Origin of the sequence: Mycolicibacter senuensis (assembly GCF_003284925.1) — a bacterium.
Taxonomy (GTDB): domain Bacteria; phylum Actinomycetota; class Actinomycetes; order Mycobacteriales; family Mycobacteriaceae; genus Mycobacterium; species Mycobacterium algericum_A.
Genome location: NZ_QMEX01000092.1, coordinates 1 through 14895 on the forward strand (window position 1 = coordinate 1; position 14895 = coordinate 14895).

Sequence of the window (14895 nt, forward strand, 5' to 3'; positions counted from 1 at the left end):
GGGCGCCGAGCGCGTCGGCCCGACGCTGGGCCAGGGTGCGAGGGTCGTCGTCGCAGACGCTGTGTGCCAGTTGCATCAGGCGTTGATCCAGGGCGGCGGCATCCACGGCGAACAGCCGGCCCCACAGCCCGGTAGTTCCGGCTTCGGTGTGAGTCGTGTCGATGACCAGTTCGCGGCCGCGGGCCTGGTCGCGCAGGCGGCGCACCGCGGCGGGATCGTGACGTTCGATCAGGGCGTCGATGGCTTCAGCGGCCTTGGTGACCGACAGCGGCCCCAGGGTGGTGGCTATGTCAGCCAGCTCACCGTCGACGAGTGTCAGTACGCCGGGGTCGGTGATCAAGGTGGTGTGCCAGGCGATCGCCGAGGCCAGCCGGGCGCTGATCCGGCCGGAGCGTAGCAGGGCGGCCACCTGGGGGATGCGGTGCCGCAGGGCGCCGGCCAAGTACATCTGCGAGGAGGCCATGCGGTGGCTGATGTGTTCGGCGGCGGCCACCTCGGCGGCGGCGGCGTCCCAGTTGTCGCAGGTCCAGCGGGACCGGTCGAACCCGTCGCCGCTGATGCGCCGGGCCGCCAACTCGCCGATGGCGGCCAGCCGGTGGGCGGCGGCGGCTGCTTCCACCCGCGCCCAGCCCGCGATCGTCGCGATCAGGGCGCCGTCATCGGCAGCATCCAGCTCTTCCGGCTGCGCCAACGATGTCTCGAACATACGTTCGATAATACACGTTTCCACTGGCACGCGCCGCCGCTGGTTCGGCGCGGGCGGCTCAGGCTCCCGCCGTCTTGAGATTGCGGTCCAGGAACTCCAGCTGATCGGCGATGACCCGTTCGAAGGCGTCGCCGACGTAGATGTCGAAATGACCCTCGGGATACCTCTTGACGGTGCCGCGGGGCGCCTCCGCCGCGTAGCGCAGTGTCGGTCCCGCCGGGGCGACCGAGTCGGTGTCGCAGACGCAGAACAGGATCGGGCAGCGCACCTTGGCCGCCGCCCGGCCCGGGCGGTAGCCGAGGATCTTCATCCCGATCCGCGCCGCGACCTCGTTGCGGATGGTCTGCCCCTCCGGGACGAGCTTCAGGTAGCCCGGGTACGCGTCGGGCGTGCTCATCAGCGCGACCTCGCCGGGCCGGCCGGCCGTGGCCACCATCACCGGCGGGTTCCCGAGCCGGGCCGCGGCCAGATCACGCATCGCCAACAGGCTGACCCGGGCGATCGTCACCGGCGGGATGGTGCGCGCCGAGGCGATCCCGTCGGTGAACGGGCACTGCGCAACCACCGCCGCGACCGGAAGCCGTGCCGCGGTGGCGATCACGTGGCCGCCGGCGAACGAGGTGCCCCACAACCCGATCCGGGCCGGGTCGACACCGGCCAGGGTGTGGGCGAAATCCACCGCGGCGGCCCAGTCCGCCAACTGCATCTTCACATCGAGCAACTGGCGCGGCGCGCCGCCGCTCTCCCCGAAGTTGCGGTAGTCGAACACCAGGCACGCGTAGCCGGCCGCGGCGAACCGTTCGGCATAGGCGTCCAGGCGCATCGTGCGCACCGCGCCCAGCCCGTGCGCCATGACCAGCAGCGGTGCGCCGTCCGGACCGGTGTCGTCGGGCCGGTAGAGCCAGGCGCTGATCCGGTCGGTGCCGGATCGGAAGGAGACGTCTTCGCGGGTAGCCATGTGGGAAAAGGTAGCGCGGCGTGTGGTACACCGGGTCGGTGTCTGCGAGCCTGCTGCGGAGCCTGGCCGACGTGGTGGGTAGTGCCCACGTCACCAACGACCCGGACGTGCTGGCCGGTCACAGTGTCGACTACACCGGCCGCTACCGGGGCCGGGCCGGTGCACTGGTGCGGCCGGGTTCCGCCGAGGAGGTCGCCGCGGTGCTGCGGGCCTGCCGGGACGGCGGTGCATACGTCACCGTCCAGGGCGGCCGCACCTCGCTGGTGGCCGGCACCGTCCCCGAACATGACGACGTGCTGCTGTCCACCGAGCGGCTGAGCACCGTCGGTGAGGTCGACGCCAACGAACGCCGGATCAGGGTGGGCGCCGGCGTCACGCTCGCGGCGGTGCAACGCGCCGCCGCAACGGCCGGCCTGGTGTTCGGTGTCGACCTGACCGCCCGCGACACCGCGACCGTCGGCGGGATGGCCTCGACCAACGCCGGCGGGCTGTGCACCGTGCACTACGGCAACATGGGCGAGCAGGTGCTCGGCATGGCGGTCGCGCTGCCCGACGGATCGCTGCTGAGCCGACACAGTGCGGTGCGCGCCGACAACACCGGCTACAACCTGCCGGCGCTGTTTGTCGGCGCCGAGGGCACACTCGGCGTCATCACCGGCCTGGAGCTGCGGCTGCGGCCGACGCCGGAGCATCGGGTCACCGCGATCTGCGGCTTCGCCGACCTCGACGCCCTGATCGGCGCCGCCCGGGTGTTCCGCGATCTCGACGGCATCGCCACGCTGGAATTGATCGACGCCCGTGTCACCGCGCTCACCGGGGAGCGGCTCGGGGTCGCCGCGCCGGTGCGCGGCGACTGGCTGCTGCTGGTGGAGCTGGCCGGTGACACCGACCAAACCGATCGGCTGTTCGGCCTGCTGCAGCGGTTGTCGTGCAGCGACGAGCCGGCGGTCGGTGTCGACACCGCCACCCGGCAGCGGCTCTGGCGGGTGCGCGAGGCGGTCGCCGACGTGCTGGGCGTTTTCGGCCCGCCGTTGAAGTTCGACGTCTCGCTGCCGTTGGCCGCCGTGGCCGGTTTCGCTGCCGCAGCCGGCGCGGCGATCCGCACCCACGCGCCGGACGCCCTGCCGGTACTGTTCGGCCATATCGGCGAGGGCAACCTGCACTTGAACGTGCTGCGCTGCTCGGCAGCCGCCGAACCCGCGCTGTACGCGGCGATGATGGCGCTCATCGCCGACTGCGGCGGCAATGTCAGTTCCGAGCACGGGGTGGGCAGTCGCAAGCGCGCCTACCTGCCGATGTCTCGCGGGCCGAACGATATCGCCGCGATGCGGACGGTCAAGGCCGCCTTCGATCCGACTGGTTACCTCAACGCCGCGGTGCTGTTCGACTGACCGCCGCATGAACCCGGCGGTTCAGCGAGGCTCGACGAAGGAGAGCCGAAGCTGGGACCGCCGCATGAACCGGGCGGCTCGGCTAGTCGCGGTGGCGGATGCCCACCGCCTGGCGAAGCTGGGCGAGAAACTGGTCGGAGTCGTCGCTGCGGATGATGTAGTGCGAGATGGCGATCCGGATCGCCGCCGCGGCCTTCACCGCCGCGTCCGGGCCGGACAGCATCCGTTGCAGCCCTTCGCGCATCGGGACGATAATCCGGGAGAAATCGCCGAGTACGTGCTTGGGTTCGATGTCGATCATCCGCACGCCGGTCGATGAGTGCTGGTAGTCGACGATGAAACGCAGTGCGGCATCGAGCTTTTCGGTCCCCTTGAGGCCCTCGGTGGCGGCATGCAGTCCGCTGTCGAAGCTATGCCGCTCGTAGCGGGAGAACGCCGAGACCAACTCCTCCTTCGAGGCGAACCACCGGTACAGCGTCGGGCGTGACACCCCGGCCTGCGAGGCGACCTCGGACAGGCTGAGCTTGGTTAGCCCGTTGCGGCCGAGCACCTCGGCGGTCGCGGCGAGAATCCGCTGCCGTGTCGAGCCATCGGGGCCGTCCACCGTGCTCCGGGTCATATCGGAGACTTTACAAAAAATAGCGTCAGTGTCACGCTGGTTCGGTGCTTGGCCATCGTTCCTCACGGTCGCGGGACCACTGGACGGGTCGGTAGGGTAATTATCGTGATCGAAGCACCACAAGTCACGTACGAGGACCGCGCGCACCCGCCGCGAGCCGTCATGATCATCACCGAGGCCTTCGGGATCGCGCAGACCGCCGCGGCGCAGCTTGCGGCGCACGGTCACCTGGTGCTGATCGGAAGCCGACAGCCCGACCGCGCCGAACGGGTCGCGGCGCAACTGCGGCAGGGCGGAAGAAGCGCGTTCGCCGCCCGGCTGGATTTCGCCGACCCTCAGACGATCGACCGCTTCCTGACCACCGCGGAGTACCTCATCGGCACACCCGACGTGCTCATCACCGATTTCGGGTTGTCGGCCGAGCGAACCTGGGTGGGGGCGCAAATCCTTGCCACACAGGTGATTCCGGCGATGATCGCCAACGGTCCCGGCGATGTGGTGTTGGTCAGCCCGGAGTTGGTGGGGCCCGCCGATGCCGTCCGCCGGCGGGAGTTCGACGCCTGGGCGGCGGCCTTGGATGCGGAGTTCGTCGGCACCCAGGTGCGGGCCTCGACCGTCCGATCGGCACCGGCCGGCGGCGTCACCTGCGCTGAAGACGCCGGGCGGCTGGTCGCGTCGATGATCACCGGGCCGCGGTTGCGCCTTGTCGAGCTGCTCTCGCCGGCGCTACCGGCCTGATCAACGCCGCCGCACCAGCACCGATTGCTGGATGCCGGCCACCGCACCCTGCTCGTCGAAGAGCGTCCCGAGGGTGGTTCCGATGCCGTCCGGGCCGTAGTTGGTCTCGGCGCGGATCCCGATCCACTCGCCGTCGGGGATCCGGTGCAGGTGCACCACCAGGTCGGTGTTCAGAAAAGTCCACTTCCTGATGTCGAGTTTCGTGCCGACCCCGTTGGCGTCGTCGGCCACCGCGAACAGCCGCTGCAATGGCGTCATCGGCTCGCCGGCCACCAGGTCGACGATCGGGCGGATCCAGGACTCGCCGGCGCCGGGAGCCAGCGGCTTGGTCAGCCACCGCCAGTCCAGGCTGTGCACGTAGTTGCGGTCCCAGTTCGCCTGCATATCCGTGCAGCGCGCCTCATCGAGCGGCCGCAGCGGGGGAGCCGACGCGTTCGCCACCTCGGTGGTGTCCAGCATCTGCAACCGCCATCCGGTGGCGCGGGCGACCGCACGCGGATGCTGGTCGGGGCCGGGGGCCAGCATCTCGGCGCTGACCAGTTCGATCTGCTTGCCGGCCCGCTCGACCTGGGCGCGCACCCACAACGCACCCTCGGCGGGCACCGGGCCAAGCAGGTCGACGGCGACCCGGCTCAGTCGGGTGTCGTCGCGGGCCGCCTGGCGCTCCAGCGCCCGCACCAGCAGCGCCGACACCGGTGCGGCGTGCTGAATCTGCGCCGACCACGTGCCGCGCACCAGGTCCGTGGCAGCGAACTTCTCGCCCCGGGGGTCGCCCGCGTCGAGCAGTTCGTAGTAGAAGTCGGCCTTTTCCACGGCCTTTTCCACGGTCTTTTCCATGTTCGGACGGATCCCTTTCAGGGCAGCCCGGCGCCGGGGATCTCCACGGTCACCGTGTCCACGTGGGACTCACGGGTACCGATCAGTCGCTTGGGGTAGGCGTCGGTGCTGGACAGCAGGAACAGCGTGCGGCGCTTCGGCCCGCCCAGCATGCAGGCGATCGCGGCCCGCTCGCCGACGTCGATGCGCTGGGTGACGGTGCCGCCCCGCGTGATGCGCTCGAACTGGTTGGCCAGCGTCATCGAGGTCCACACCCCACCGGCCGCGTCAAGGGTGATGCCGTCGGGCGGACCGTCGAGGCCGTCGGCAAAGACCCGGCGGTCACCGAGTCCGCCGTCGGCGCCGACGGTGAAGGCGGTGAGGCGCCGGCCGATGGACTCGGCGACGATCAGCGTGCCGCCGTCGGGGGTGATCACCATTCCGTTGGGAAAGTCGAGGTCGGTGGCGACGGTGTGCACGCCGCCGTCGGGATCAACCCGCACGATGACCCCGCCGGAGTACGCCTGCGAGCCGATGTAGCAGCGCCCAGCCGTGTCGATCACCATGTCGCCGAGGTCGGCCGGCGCGAGTTCGCTCAGGTCGGCGACGGTGCTGATCGCGTCGCCGTCATAGCAGAGCACCTGACGGTCGTGGGCGGATGCGATCAGCAGTGAGCCGTCCGGCCGGAAACCCAGGCCGCTCGGCGTACGGCCGGGCAGGGCCACCGTGGTCATCGAGCCGTGCAGGTCGACCGTATGGACCGCTTCGCCGAGCATGTCGGAGAACCACAGCAGGCCCTCGAACCAACGTGGGCCCTCGCCGAAGCAGAAGCCGCCGGCCAGCCGGGTGGGCGTCAGGCCGGCAGCCGGGGTGTCGGGGTCGAGACTCGTTTCGGCGATGCTCAACAGGGTCGTCCTCCTGGCCTGCGTTCATGGGCGCGACCCCGCCCACTTTACAAAACGTGACTGAAATGTCACGCTCGCGGAATGGCGCAGTCTCCTGAGTCCACCGAGATCTCCTCGCCGGCCACGCCCTGGTCAGTCACCGGGCTGCTCGAGCTGTTCGAGGTGAACACCGGCGGCCCGGACCGGTTCACCGGCGCGACCGGTTTGGCCGGCGACGACGAACGACAGGTCGTGGAAGGCACCCAGCTGCTGTCGCAGGTCATTGTCGGCGTCGCAAAACGCTTCGGCGACAAGTCGATCCGTTCGGTGCACGCGGTGTTCGCCCGCGCTGTGCTGGTGGGCCCGCCGGTCGAATACGCCATCGATGTGGTCAACGAGGGCCGTTCCACGGCCACCGCGGTCGTCTCGGTGCTGCAGAACGGCAAGCGCTGCGCGACCATGACGGTGCTCGCCGACGTCCCGTCGGCCGACGTCATCCGCCACCACCTGCCGCGCCCGGACGTGGCGCCGCCCGCGCAGGCCAATCCCTGCGCAATGCCGATGACCGGCCGGCAAGTGCGCCTCGTCGATGTCGTCGACGTCAACAGTCCAGACGAGGTGGGACCGCCGGAGATCCACGCCTGGTTGCACTATGACCCCATCCCCACCCGCGACGACCTCGCCAAGGCGCTGATCGCCTACTTCACCGGCCATCTGGGCATTTCGACGACGATGCGCGCCCACGCCGGGATCGGCACCAGCCAGTCGCATCTGACGGTGTCCACCGCGCCGATGACGGTCACGGTGAGCTTCCACGAGCCGGTGCGGTGGGACGGCTGGCTGCTCTATGGCCATGAGAGCACCCAGGTGGGTGCGGGTATGTCCTACGTCCGCGGCACCGTGCACACCGAGGAGGGGGATCTCATCGCCTCCTTCGCCCAGGACGGGCTGATCCGACCGCTGCGCACCAGCGACAACAAGATCGCCGAGCAGGCCCGGATCTAGCGCTCCGGTGCTGCCGCGGGTTCAGGCAGGGCGGCGAACCCGCCGACGCGGCTCATGTCGAAGCTGAAAAGCCCTGCGATGGGCAGGCTTTCCGGCGGCGGATCCGGGTAGCTCCAGGCCACATCGGCCACCACCGCGTCGCCGACCACCGCCGACCAATACGTCGCGTAACCCTTGTAGTTGCAGTAGGTCGAGGTCTCCGACGGCTGCAGCAGGTCGGTGCGCACCCGGCCGGGGGCGACGTAGAGCCGCGGCTGCAGGGCGGTCTCGAAGAGGATCACGGTGTCGTCGGTGTCCACCAGCGCCGTCCCGGCGACCTCGACGCGCAGCGTCCGCCGCGTCGACCGGCAGTCGATGCGGTGATACGGGTTGGGCGGATAGTGCACCAGCCGGCGCCCCTCCTCGAACCAGGCATCCACCGCCTCCCACGGCACCTGCACGAACCCCGGGGCTTCCGGGACCGGACGATGCGGCAGATCGCCGACGACATCAACCGGGAAGGCGTAGGACAACGGCTGACCCTGGCGATGCACCAGCAGGGCGCGTTCGGTGTCGAGCACCGGGTGATCGGCACTGACCGCCTGTACCCGGCGCGGGTGTGGCTCGACATAGACCAGGCTGGTGGCGATCTCGGGCGAGAACCAACCGGCGCGCTCGGTGCTGAGCGGGCCGTGTCCGGCGACCAGACTCACGTCGCGTCACCCCTCCCCTTGTTCAGATCGTGACTTTACAATTAATGCCTCAACTGTAATATCTTCCAGAGTTGCGCCACCCCTCGGACAAGCCCTGTCCGGCCGGTGACGCCGCCTGAGATCCTCACGACGAGCTGGGATGATGCGATGACAAGCACCGCTGCGAGGCTGGACTTGCCGTTCGAGGATCCGCAACTGCGCTACCACCTGGATGTCATTGCGCTCGACGTCACCGCGCTGGTGCAGGCCGCCGGCGGCTGGCTGTATCACCGGGTGGCGACCGGATGGGACGTCAACGTCATGGTGCCGGCGCAACAGGACCTGCGCCCGCTGCAGATCCTCGGCGTGCGGACAGCCGACCTGGAGACCGAGTTGTCGGCAACCAGCGGCGAGACGGTCAGGCAGGGCCTCGCCGTGGTCACCGACGCGTTCGCCGGGGATCCCCGGATCCGTCAGCGGGTGCAGGCCGCGCTGCGGCGCAGCGTGACCGAGGTCGTGCTGTGGGGCGAAAGCTGGCCGATGGCCGTCAACCAGCGACTCGACGCGGTACGCCATGTGCTCACCGTGGCCGGACGGGCCTTCAAGAGGCAAGCCCTGATGGCCGCCGACACCCGGGCTGACCTCCGAGTGGACACCATCGAGATGTTCCGCAGCGATCAGAAGCGTTGCCTGCCGGTCGATTCCGATCTGGTGCCGGTCGACTGATGCGCAAGCACTACGACCACACGCTGCTGTACCTGCATGAGACGATCGACCTCGGCCAGGGCACGGCCGACGAGTTCACCGGGAAGTTCACCGGCATCTACCAGCCGATGATGACCGACCTGGGCGCCCGGCTGTTCGCGCTGTGGGAAACCACCCGCTACAACGGTCACTGGCCGCAGGTCACCGTCATCTGGGAGATCGACGCGTTCGCCGACTACGCCCGCATCGGACGGGCGCAGGCCCGCGGCGGCAGCCACGCGAAGCCCGCCGCCGAGTGGTCGGGCTACCTCGCCGGCATCGGGGCCGCCGGGGAGGGCCGCATCGTCTATCCCGCCCCGCAGAACAAGACCTTGGCGCAACTCAGCGACGCCGGCTTCGACGCGACGCTGGTGATCCAGGAGATCATGCAGACCAAACCCGGTCGCCAGGACGACTACATCCGGGAGTTGGAGCGTCTGTACGTGCCGTGGTCGGAACGCACCGGAAAACGCTGGCTCGGTTCGTTCACCACCACGTTCCGCTTCAACGAGGTCATCCACTACTGGGTGCTCGACGGCGACTGGGACTGCTTCGCGCAGCACTACCCGTCCTGGAAGGATCAACCGCCGGCCGAGATCGTGACCTGGATGAGTGTGGCGCCGGCACTGCGGGACGGCTGGGAGGACTCCATCCTGCAGGCGCTGCCGCCCTCCCCGCTCCAGCGAGGCGCCGAGTGACAGCGGTTGCGGACCAGGCCTTCTCGTACGACCCGTTCGACCCGGCCGTGATGGCCGACCCACTGCCGTACTATCGCGTGCTGCGCGATCACCATCCCGTGTACTACGTGCCCAAGTGGGATCTGTTCGCGCTCTCCCGATTCGACGACATCTGGGATGTGCTGGCGGTCAGCGACGGCACCTTCGTCGCCTCCGAGGGAACGCTGCCGGCTGCCGGCGTGCTGGCGCAGCACAACAGCGGACCCGTCCCCGATCCGCCGCTGAACCCGCTGCCGTTTCACGCCGTCTTCGACAAGCCGATCTACGACGACATCCGCCGGCTGCAGTCACCGGCGTTTCGCCCCAGGTCGGTAGCCGACTGGACTGAGCGGATCCGCGTGCTGGCCAACCAGCGGCTCGACGAGCTGCTGCCGCAGGGCCGGTTCGACCTGACCTGTGACTACGGCGGAATCGTGGTGGCCCAAGTGGTCTGCGAGCTGCTGGGCATCCCGCTAGAGCTCGCCGGCGAGGTGCTGGCGGCGGTGAATGCCGGCAGCCTCGCGCAGGCCGGCAGCGGGGTGGACACGGCTGCGGCCCGACCCAACTACCTGGAGTACCTGATCCCGGCCGTGCAGCGCCGGCGTGCCGAGCAGGGCGCGGCCGCGCTGCCGATCGTCGACGGCATGCTGGCCTACCGGCTGCCGGACGGGCGCGCACTCGACGACGTCGAAGCGGCGACCCAACTGCTGTGCATCTTCATCGGCGGTACCGAGACGGTGCCCAAGATCGTCGCGCACGGGCTGTGGGAGCTGGTCCGCCGGCCCGACCAGCTCGCCGCCGTGCGCGCGGACCCGGCGGCGGTGGAGCTCGCCCGCGAGGAGATGATCCGGTATTGCGCGCCGGCGCAATGGTTCGCCAGGACCGCCCGCAAGCCGTTCACCGTGCACGACACCACCATCACGCCGGGCCAGCGCATCATCACGCTGCTGGCCTCGGCCAGCCGCGACGAGCGGCAATACCCCGATCCCGACGAATTCCGGTGGGACCGGCCGATCAAACGCTCACTGGCGTTCGGCCGCGGACAGCACTTCTGCATCGGCTACCACCTGGCCCGGCTGGAAGTCAGCGTGCTGGTGGCCGAATGGCTGCGCCGGGTGCCGGAGTTCCGCATCGTCGAGGACGGTGCGACCAGGCTGCCGTCGAGTTTCCAGTGGGGCTGGAACACCATTCCGGTGGAGGTCTGACGATGTGGGTCCACCGGCTGGTCGCCCCGTACCAATTCGAGCGAATCGAGGTCCCCGACCTCACCGAGCAACAGCTCGGCGAAGGACAGGTGCTGCTGTCCTTCCTCGCCGCCGGGGTGTGCGGCAGCGACCTGCCCGCCTTCCGCGGCGCGCAGGGCAGGCTGCCCGGTGACAGCGGTGCCAGCGCGGCGGAGAAGAACGGCTTCCCGATCCACGAGGTCGTCGGGGACGTCCTCGCCAGCCGGCACCCGCGCCACCGTCCCGGCGACCGTGTCGTCGGGTGGGCCTCCGGCTTCGACGGCCTGATGCAGCGGGTGATCAGCGACGGCGACGGACTCGCCGGTTTCGACCCGGCGCTGACGCCGGCCGAAGCGGTCGGCCTGCAGCCGCTGGCGTGCGTGCTCTACGCCGTCGAGCAGCTTCCCGAGCTGGCCGGCCGCCATGTGGCGGTGCTCGGCCAGGGGTCGATCGGCCTGCTGTTCAGCGCGGTCGCCAAGGCGGCCGGCGCCCGGCGGGTCACCGGTGTGGACCCGGTGGACCGGCGAGCGGTCGCCGCCGGGTTCGGCGTCGACACCGCCGTGCAGTCCACCAGCGACCGCTGGGTGCACCATCTGGACCCCGCGGACCGGCCGGAGATCGTGATCGAGGCGGTCGGCCACCAGGTGGCCACCCTGAGCCACGCCATCGAGGCCGTCGCACCCGGCGGCACCGTCTTCTACTTCGGTGTGCCCGACGACGACAGCTACCCGATCAGCATGCGCACCATGTTGCGCAACAACCTGACGTTGATCTCCGGCGTGACGCGCGACCGCGGTCGGATGCTGGATGCCGCCGGCAAGTTCGCTGCCGAGCATCCCGAGCTGCTGAAGAACTACCTCACCCATGTCTTCGGCTGCGACGACGCGCAGGCCGCCTTCGAGTTGGCGATCCGGCCGGTGCCGGACCGGGTCAAGATCGCGATCGTCGCATGACCTCGGCGCTGCGCACCGCGCTGGACCACCGGGCACCGCTGTGGGGCGGCTGGATCACCGGGCCGACGGTGCTGGGCCCGGAGGAATTCGCCCGGGCGGGCTATGACTATGTGGGGTTCGACGCCCAGCACAGCTACCTCGACGACGCCGAGATCGCAGGCATGCTGCGGCACACCGAGCACCTGCCGATCGCCACCGCGGTGCGGTTGCCGAACGCGGACGCCGCGCCGATCGGCCGGGTGCTCGATGCCGGCGCCGACGCGGTCATCATCGCGATGATCGAGACCGCGGAGCAGGCGGCGGCCGCGGTGGCCGCCGCGCACTACCCACCGGCCGGCGTCCGCAGCTTCGGTCCGCTGCGGTCGGGACTGGGCCGTGACCTGCGTGCCCTGGTATCCCGGGCGGACGTCTTCGCGATGATCGAAACCGCCGCCGCGCTGGCCGACGTGGAGCAGATCTGCGCGGTACCCGGGCTGGCCGGCATCTACGTCGGGCCCGCCGACCTGGCGATATCGATGGGCGTGGCCGTAGCCCAGGCCACCACCGACCCCGGCATGCGTGCAGCGATGACACATATTCAGCACGCGGCGTCGGCCGCCGGGGTGATCGCCGCCGTTCACGGCGGATCCGGGGTGGCGGGCCGCCGGCTGGCCGCGCTGGGCTATCAGATGATCACCCTGGCAGCCGAATCCCAGGCATTACGGTGCGGAGCACTCGAGCACCTCAACGAGGCCAGGGGCAGCCACTGATGAAACGAGCACCCGTGGCCCTGGTTACCGGCGCCGCCCGCGGGCAGGGCTGGGCGATCGTGGAACGACTGCGCGCCGACGGGTTCGCCGTGGCCGCCTGCGACGTCAACGAAGCCGGCCTGGCCGCCGCCGTGGCCGGCCGGACCGCGGCGCGAGCCGACGATGCGCTGATCGGCATCCCCTTCGACGTGACCTCCCGGTCGCAGTGGGACGCCGCCGTGGCAACCACCGTGCAGCGGTTCGGGTCGCTGACCGCACTGATCAACAACGCGGGCGTCCTGCACCGAGCGGCGATCGCCGACGAAACGGAGCACGGCTTCGAAAACGCCTGGCGGGTGAACTGTCTGGGTCCCTTCCTCGGAATCCAGGCGGCGCTGGAGCAGCTGCGCCGGGCCGACGGCGCCGCCGTGGTGAACACCTGCAGCACCGGCGCGATCCGGCCCTTCCCGCAACACAGCGCCTACGGCGCGTCGAAGTGGGCGCTGCGCGGGCTCACCCAGACCGCGGCCGCCGAACTCGCGACCGCCGGAATCCGGGTCAACGCGGTCTTCCCCGGACCGATCGCCACCCCGATGCTCGACGAGGGCACCCAGCAGCGGCTGGCCGCGGTCTCGGCGACCGGCCGGCTCGGTGAGCCGAACGAGGTGGCCGACGCGGTGGCGTTCCTGGTCTCTGACGCGGCGTCGTTCATCACCGGCGCGGAACTCGTGGTGGACGGTGGCCAATGCCTACAGATCCGATGAGCAGACCGCGGCCGCTGTCGGTCGGCATCATCGGCGCCGGCCCCGGCGGGCTGGCGCTGGGAATCCTGCTGCGGCGGGCGGGTTTTGCCGATTTCACCATCTTCGACCGGGAGGACGGCGTCGGCGGCACCTGGCGGATCAACACCTATCCGGGGCTGGCCTGCGACGTCAAATCCCACCTGTACTCCTACTCCTTCGAGCTGAACCCGCACTGGTCACGGCAGTGGTCGAAGCAACCGGAGATCCTGGCGTACTTCGAACGCTGCGCCGCCGACCACGGTCTCGGGCCGCACCTGAAGTTGCGGACCGAGATCCGCTCGGCGGCCTGGGAGGCCGACCGTCGGCAGTGGCGCCTGACCACCGCCGACGGCACCGAGTACCGCTACGACATCGTGATCTCGGCGGTCGGCCTGTTCACCCAGCCGGTGCTGCCCGATCTCACCGAAGAGCAGCCGTTCACCGGCACCGTGATGCACTCGGCGCGCTGGGATCACTCGGTGCCACTCGCCGGCGCCCGGATCGCCGTGCTCGGAACCGGTTCCACCGCGGCGCAGTTGGTGCCGGAGTTGGCCGACGTCGCCGCGAAGGTCTATTCGGTGCAGCGGTCGCCGACCTGGATCCTGCCCAAACCCGATCGCAGCTACACCGAGCGGGAGCACTGGGTGTTCACCCGCATCCCGTTGGCCAAACGGCTCTACCGGATACGACTGTGGCTGCGCAGCGAGGCGAACATCTCGGTGATCGAGAATGGCAGCGACAAGACCCGCGAGTTCGCCGCCACTGCGAGGCGACTGTTGGACACCAACGTCACCGATCAGCGGTTGCGCGCCGCGCTGACCCCCGATCACCCGCTGGGCTGCAAACGGCTGGTCTTCTCCTCGGATTACCTGCCCGCGTTGAGCCGGCCCAACGTCGAGGTGGTGGCCAGCCCGGCCAAGGCGCTGCGGTCCCGCTCCTTGGTCACCGAGGACGGCACCGAGTGCGAGGTGGACGTGGTGGTCTGCGCCACCGGATATGCCGCCGCGGACTATCTCGGTCAGATCGAGGTGACCGGCGAGGACGGCCTGACGCTGCGGCAGGCGTGGCGCGACGGACCGCGCGCCTACCTGGGCATGGCGATGCCCGGTTTCCCCAACTTCTTCATGCTGTATGGACCCAACACCAACGTCGGCTCCAACAGCGTCATCTTCGTGCTGGAAGCCCAGGCGCGCTACGTCGTCCGGGCGCTCAAACACCTGCGGCGCACCGGCAAGACCTACGTCGCGGTGCGGCCCGCCGCGCTGGCCGCCTTCATCGCCAAGATCGACCGCTGGATGCAGGGCACGGTGTGGACCACGCGATGCAGCAACTATTTCCGGGCCGCCAACGGCCGGGTGGTCACCCAGTGGCCGCGTAGCGCCGGCGCCTTCTGGGCGATGACCCGCCGCTTCCGGACCCGCGACTTCACTTTTGAGCCCGGCGTCAGTCGAATGTGATGACCTGGCGCACCGCGCCGCCGTCGGCCAACCGGTCCATCGCCTCGTTGATGTCGTCGAGGGCGATGGTCGCCGACACCAGCTGTTGCACCGGCAGCGTGCCGGCGCGCCACAGTGCGACGAACCTCGGGATGTCACGGGCCGGCACCGCCGAGCCGAGATAGCTGCCGATCAGCGACCGGCCTTCGGCGACCAGGCCCAGCGGGGACACGCTGATCCGGGCATCCGGCGGCGGCAGGCCGACGGTGATGGTGCGTCCGCCCGGGGCGGTCAGTTCGATCGCGGTCTGCAGGGCGGCAGGATGGCCGACCGCCTCGATCACCATCGGCGCCCGCACCCCGGCGTCGAGCGCCTGCTGTGGTGTGTAGGTGCGCTGCACTCCCAGCCCGCTGGCCGCGGCGAGCTTTTCCGGGAGCTGATCGATGGCGATCACGTCGACACCGTCGTGCGCCAGCACGGTCAGCACCGCCGCCATGCCGACGCCGCCGAGCCCGACCACTACCA

General features: G+C 69.9%; 17 protein-coding genes. 10 read left to right on the forward strand and 7 right to left on the reverse strand.

All coding sequences use genetic code 11. The annotated features are described in order from the left end of the window. Together DQP56_RS17435 and DQP56_RS17440 are read right to left on the reverse strand one after the other, a co-directional pair. A partial coding sequence (locus DQP56_RS17435) for a DUF222 domain-containing protein (protein WP_114475777.1) occupies nucleotides 1-706 on the reverse strand: 706 nt, incomplete at its 3' end. Nucleotides 707-764: 58 nt separating this feature from the next. Then, the gene (locus tag DQP56_RS17440; protein WP_112687518.1) at nucleotides 765-1664 is read right to left on the reverse strand and encodes an alpha/beta hydrolase; all 900 of its coding nucleotides are present in this window, start codon (nucleotides 1662-1664) and stop codon (nucleotides 765-767) included. A 50-nt stretch (nucleotides 1665-1714) separates the two neighbouring features. On the opposite strand from DQP56_RS17440, the gene DQP56_RS17445 reads away from it, so the two are divergent. Continuing rightward, nucleotides 1715-3055: an FAD-binding oxidoreductase gene (locus DQP56_RS17445; RefSeq protein WP_112687540.1), complete on the forward strand. Its 1341-nt coding sequence runs from the start codon at nucleotides 1715-1717 to the stop codon at nucleotides 3053-3055. A gap of 82 nt (nucleotides 3056-3137) precedes the next feature. Here DQP56_RS17445 and DQP56_RS17455 read toward each other — a convergent pair whose 3' ends face one another. Then, the gene (locus DQP56_RS17455; RefSeq protein ID WP_112687520.1) at nucleotides 3138-3674 is read right to left on the reverse strand and encodes a TetR/AcrR family transcriptional regulator; all 537 of its coding nucleotides are present in this window, start codon (nucleotides 3672-3674) and stop codon (nucleotides 3138-3140) included. A gap of 105 nt (nucleotides 3675-3779) precedes the next feature. Here DQP56_RS17455 and DQP56_RS17460 point away from each other — a divergent pair, with 105 nt between their 5' ends. Next, nucleotides 3780-4412 (forward strand): SDR family NAD(P)-dependent oxidoreductase, encoded by a 633-nt coding sequence (locus DQP56_RS17460; RefSeq protein WP_112687522.1) that lies wholly within the window; start codon nucleotides 3780-3782, stop codon nucleotides 4410-4412. On the opposite strand, the gene DQP56_RS17465 is transcribed toward DQP56_RS17460, so the two are convergent. Next, nucleotides 4413-5249 (reverse strand): thioesterase family protein, encoded by an 837-nt coding sequence (locus DQP56_RS17465; RefSeq protein WP_112687524.1) that lies wholly within the window; start codon nucleotides 5247-5249, stop codon nucleotides 4413-4415. A 17-nt stretch (nucleotides 5250-5266) separates the two neighbouring features. Continuing rightward, nucleotides 5267-6085, reverse strand: a complete 819-nt coding sequence (locus DQP56_RS17470; RefSeq protein ID WP_112687542.1) for an SMP-30/gluconolactonase/LRE family protein — start codon at nucleotides 6083-6085, stop codon at nucleotides 5267-5269. A gap of 129 nt (nucleotides 6086-6214) precedes the next feature. On the opposite strand from DQP56_RS17470, the gene DQP56_RS17475 reads away from it, so the two are divergent. Beyond that, nucleotides 6215-7117 carry an acyl-CoA thioesterase gene (locus DQP56_RS17475; protein ID WP_112687526.1) on the forward strand — a complete coding sequence of 301 codons (903 nt, stop codon included), beginning with the start codon at nucleotides 6215-6217 and terminating at the stop codon, nucleotides 7115-7117. Here the strand turns inward: DQP56_RS17475 and DQP56_RS17480 are convergent. Continuing rightward, nucleotides 7114-7809 (reverse strand): DUF427 domain-containing protein, encoded by a 696-nt coding sequence (locus DQP56_RS17480; protein WP_112687528.1) that lies wholly within the window; start codon nucleotides 7807-7809, stop codon nucleotides 7114-7116. The genes DQP56_RS17475 and DQP56_RS17480 overlap by 4 nt on opposite strands. A 147-nt stretch (nucleotides 7810-7956) precedes the next feature. Between DQP56_RS17480 and DQP56_RS17485 the strand changes: the two genes are divergently transcribed. From DQP56_RS17485 to DQP56_RS17515, 7 genes are read left to right on the forward strand one after another with little or no spacing between them, the layout of a single operon-like run. After that, on the forward strand, nucleotides 7957-8514 hold the full coding sequence (locus DQP56_RS17485) for a hypothetical protein (protein ID WP_165825053.1): 558 nt from the start codon (nucleotides 7957-7959) through the stop codon (nucleotides 8512-8514). Beyond that, a complete protein-coding gene (locus tag DQP56_RS17490; protein ID WP_112687530.1) occupies nucleotides 8514-9230 on the forward strand; it encodes an NIPSNAP family protein in 717 nt (238 codons plus the stop codon). Before DQP56_RS17485 ends, DQP56_RS17490 begins: the two co-directional genes overlap by 1 nt. 50 nt (nucleotides 9231-9280) lie before the next feature. After that, nucleotides 9281-10453: a cytochrome P450 gene (locus DQP56_RS17495; RefSeq protein ID WP_112687546.1), complete on the forward strand. Its 1173-nt coding sequence runs from the start codon at nucleotides 9281-9283 to the stop codon at nucleotides 10451-10453. Nucleotides 10454-10455: 2 nt separating this feature from the next. Next, nucleotides 10456-11424 carry a zinc-binding dehydrogenase gene (locus DQP56_RS17500; protein WP_112687532.1) on the forward strand — a complete coding sequence of 323 codons (969 nt, stop codon included), beginning with the start codon at nucleotides 10456-10458 and terminating at the stop codon, nucleotides 11422-11424. Further along, nucleotides 11421-12173, forward strand: coding sequence for an HpcH/HpaI aldolase family protein (locus DQP56_RS17505; RefSeq protein ID WP_112687534.1), 753 nt, complete (start codon nucleotides 11421-11423; stop codon nucleotides 12171-12173). The genes DQP56_RS17500 and DQP56_RS17505 overlap by 4 nt, the downstream gene beginning before the upstream one ends. After that, on the forward strand, nucleotides 12173-12916 hold the full coding sequence (locus DQP56_RS17510) for an SDR family NAD(P)-dependent oxidoreductase (RefSeq protein ID WP_112687536.1): 744 nt from the start codon (nucleotides 12173-12175) through the stop codon (nucleotides 12914-12916). The genes DQP56_RS17505 and DQP56_RS17510 overlap by 1 nt, the downstream gene beginning before the upstream one ends. Next, nucleotides 12898-14391: a flavin-containing monooxygenase gene (locus tag DQP56_RS17515; protein WP_112687538.1), complete on the forward strand. Its 1494-nt coding sequence runs from the start codon at nucleotides 12898-12900 to the stop codon at nucleotides 14389-14391. Before DQP56_RS17510 ends, DQP56_RS17515 begins: the two co-directional genes overlap by 19 nt. Here DQP56_RS17515 and DQP56_RS17520 read toward each other — a convergent pair. Further along, a partial coding sequence (locus DQP56_RS17520; RefSeq protein WP_165825054.1) for a zinc-binding dehydrogenase occupies nucleotides 14378-14895 on the reverse strand: 518 nt, incomplete at its 5' end. The genes DQP56_RS17515 and DQP56_RS17520 overlap by 14 nt on opposite strands.

Coding starts and splice junctions, on each gene's coding strand:
- DQP56_RS17495 (WP_112687546.1), top strand. CDS start 9,281: ATGGCCGACCCACTGCCGTACTATCGCGTGCTGCGCGATCACCATCCC.
- DQP56_RS17515 (WP_112687538.1), top strand. CDS start 12,898: ATGCCTACAGATCCGATGAGCAGACCGCGGCCGCTGTCGGTCGGCATC.
- DQP56_RS17500 (WP_112687532.1), top strand. CDS start 10,456: ATGTGGGTCCACCGGCTGGTCGCCCCGTACCAATTCGAGCGAATCGAG.
- DQP56_RS17465 (WP_112687524.1), bottom strand. CDS start 5,249: ATGGAAAAGACCGTGGAAAAGGCCGTGGAAAAGGCCGACTTCTACTAC.
- DQP56_RS17475 (WP_112687526.1), top strand. CDS start 6,215: ATGGCGCAGTCTCCTGAGTCCACCGAGATCTCCTCGCCGGCCACGCCC.
- DQP56_RS17510 (WP_112687536.1), top strand. CDS start 12,173: ATGAAACGAGCACCCGTGGCCCTGGTTACCGGCGCCGCCCGCGGGCAG.
- DQP56_RS17505 (WP_112687534.1), top strand. CDS start 11,421: ATGACCTCGGCGCTGCGCACCGCGCTGGACCACCGGGCACCGCTGTGG.
- DQP56_RS17440 (WP_112687518.1), bottom strand. CDS start 1,664: ATGGCTACCCGCGAAGACGTCTCCTTCCGATCCGGCACCGACCGGATC.
- DQP56_RS17490 (WP_112687530.1), top strand. CDS start 8,514: ATGCGCAAGCACTACGACCACACGCTGCTGTACCTGCATGAGACGATC.
- DQP56_RS17485 (WP_165825053.1), top strand. CDS start 7,957: ATGACAAGCACCGCTGCGAGGCTGGACTTGCCGTTCGAGGATCCGCAA.
- DQP56_RS17455 (WP_112687520.1), bottom strand. CDS start 3,674: ATGACCCGGAGCACGGTGGACGGCCCCGATGGCTCGACACGGCAGCGG.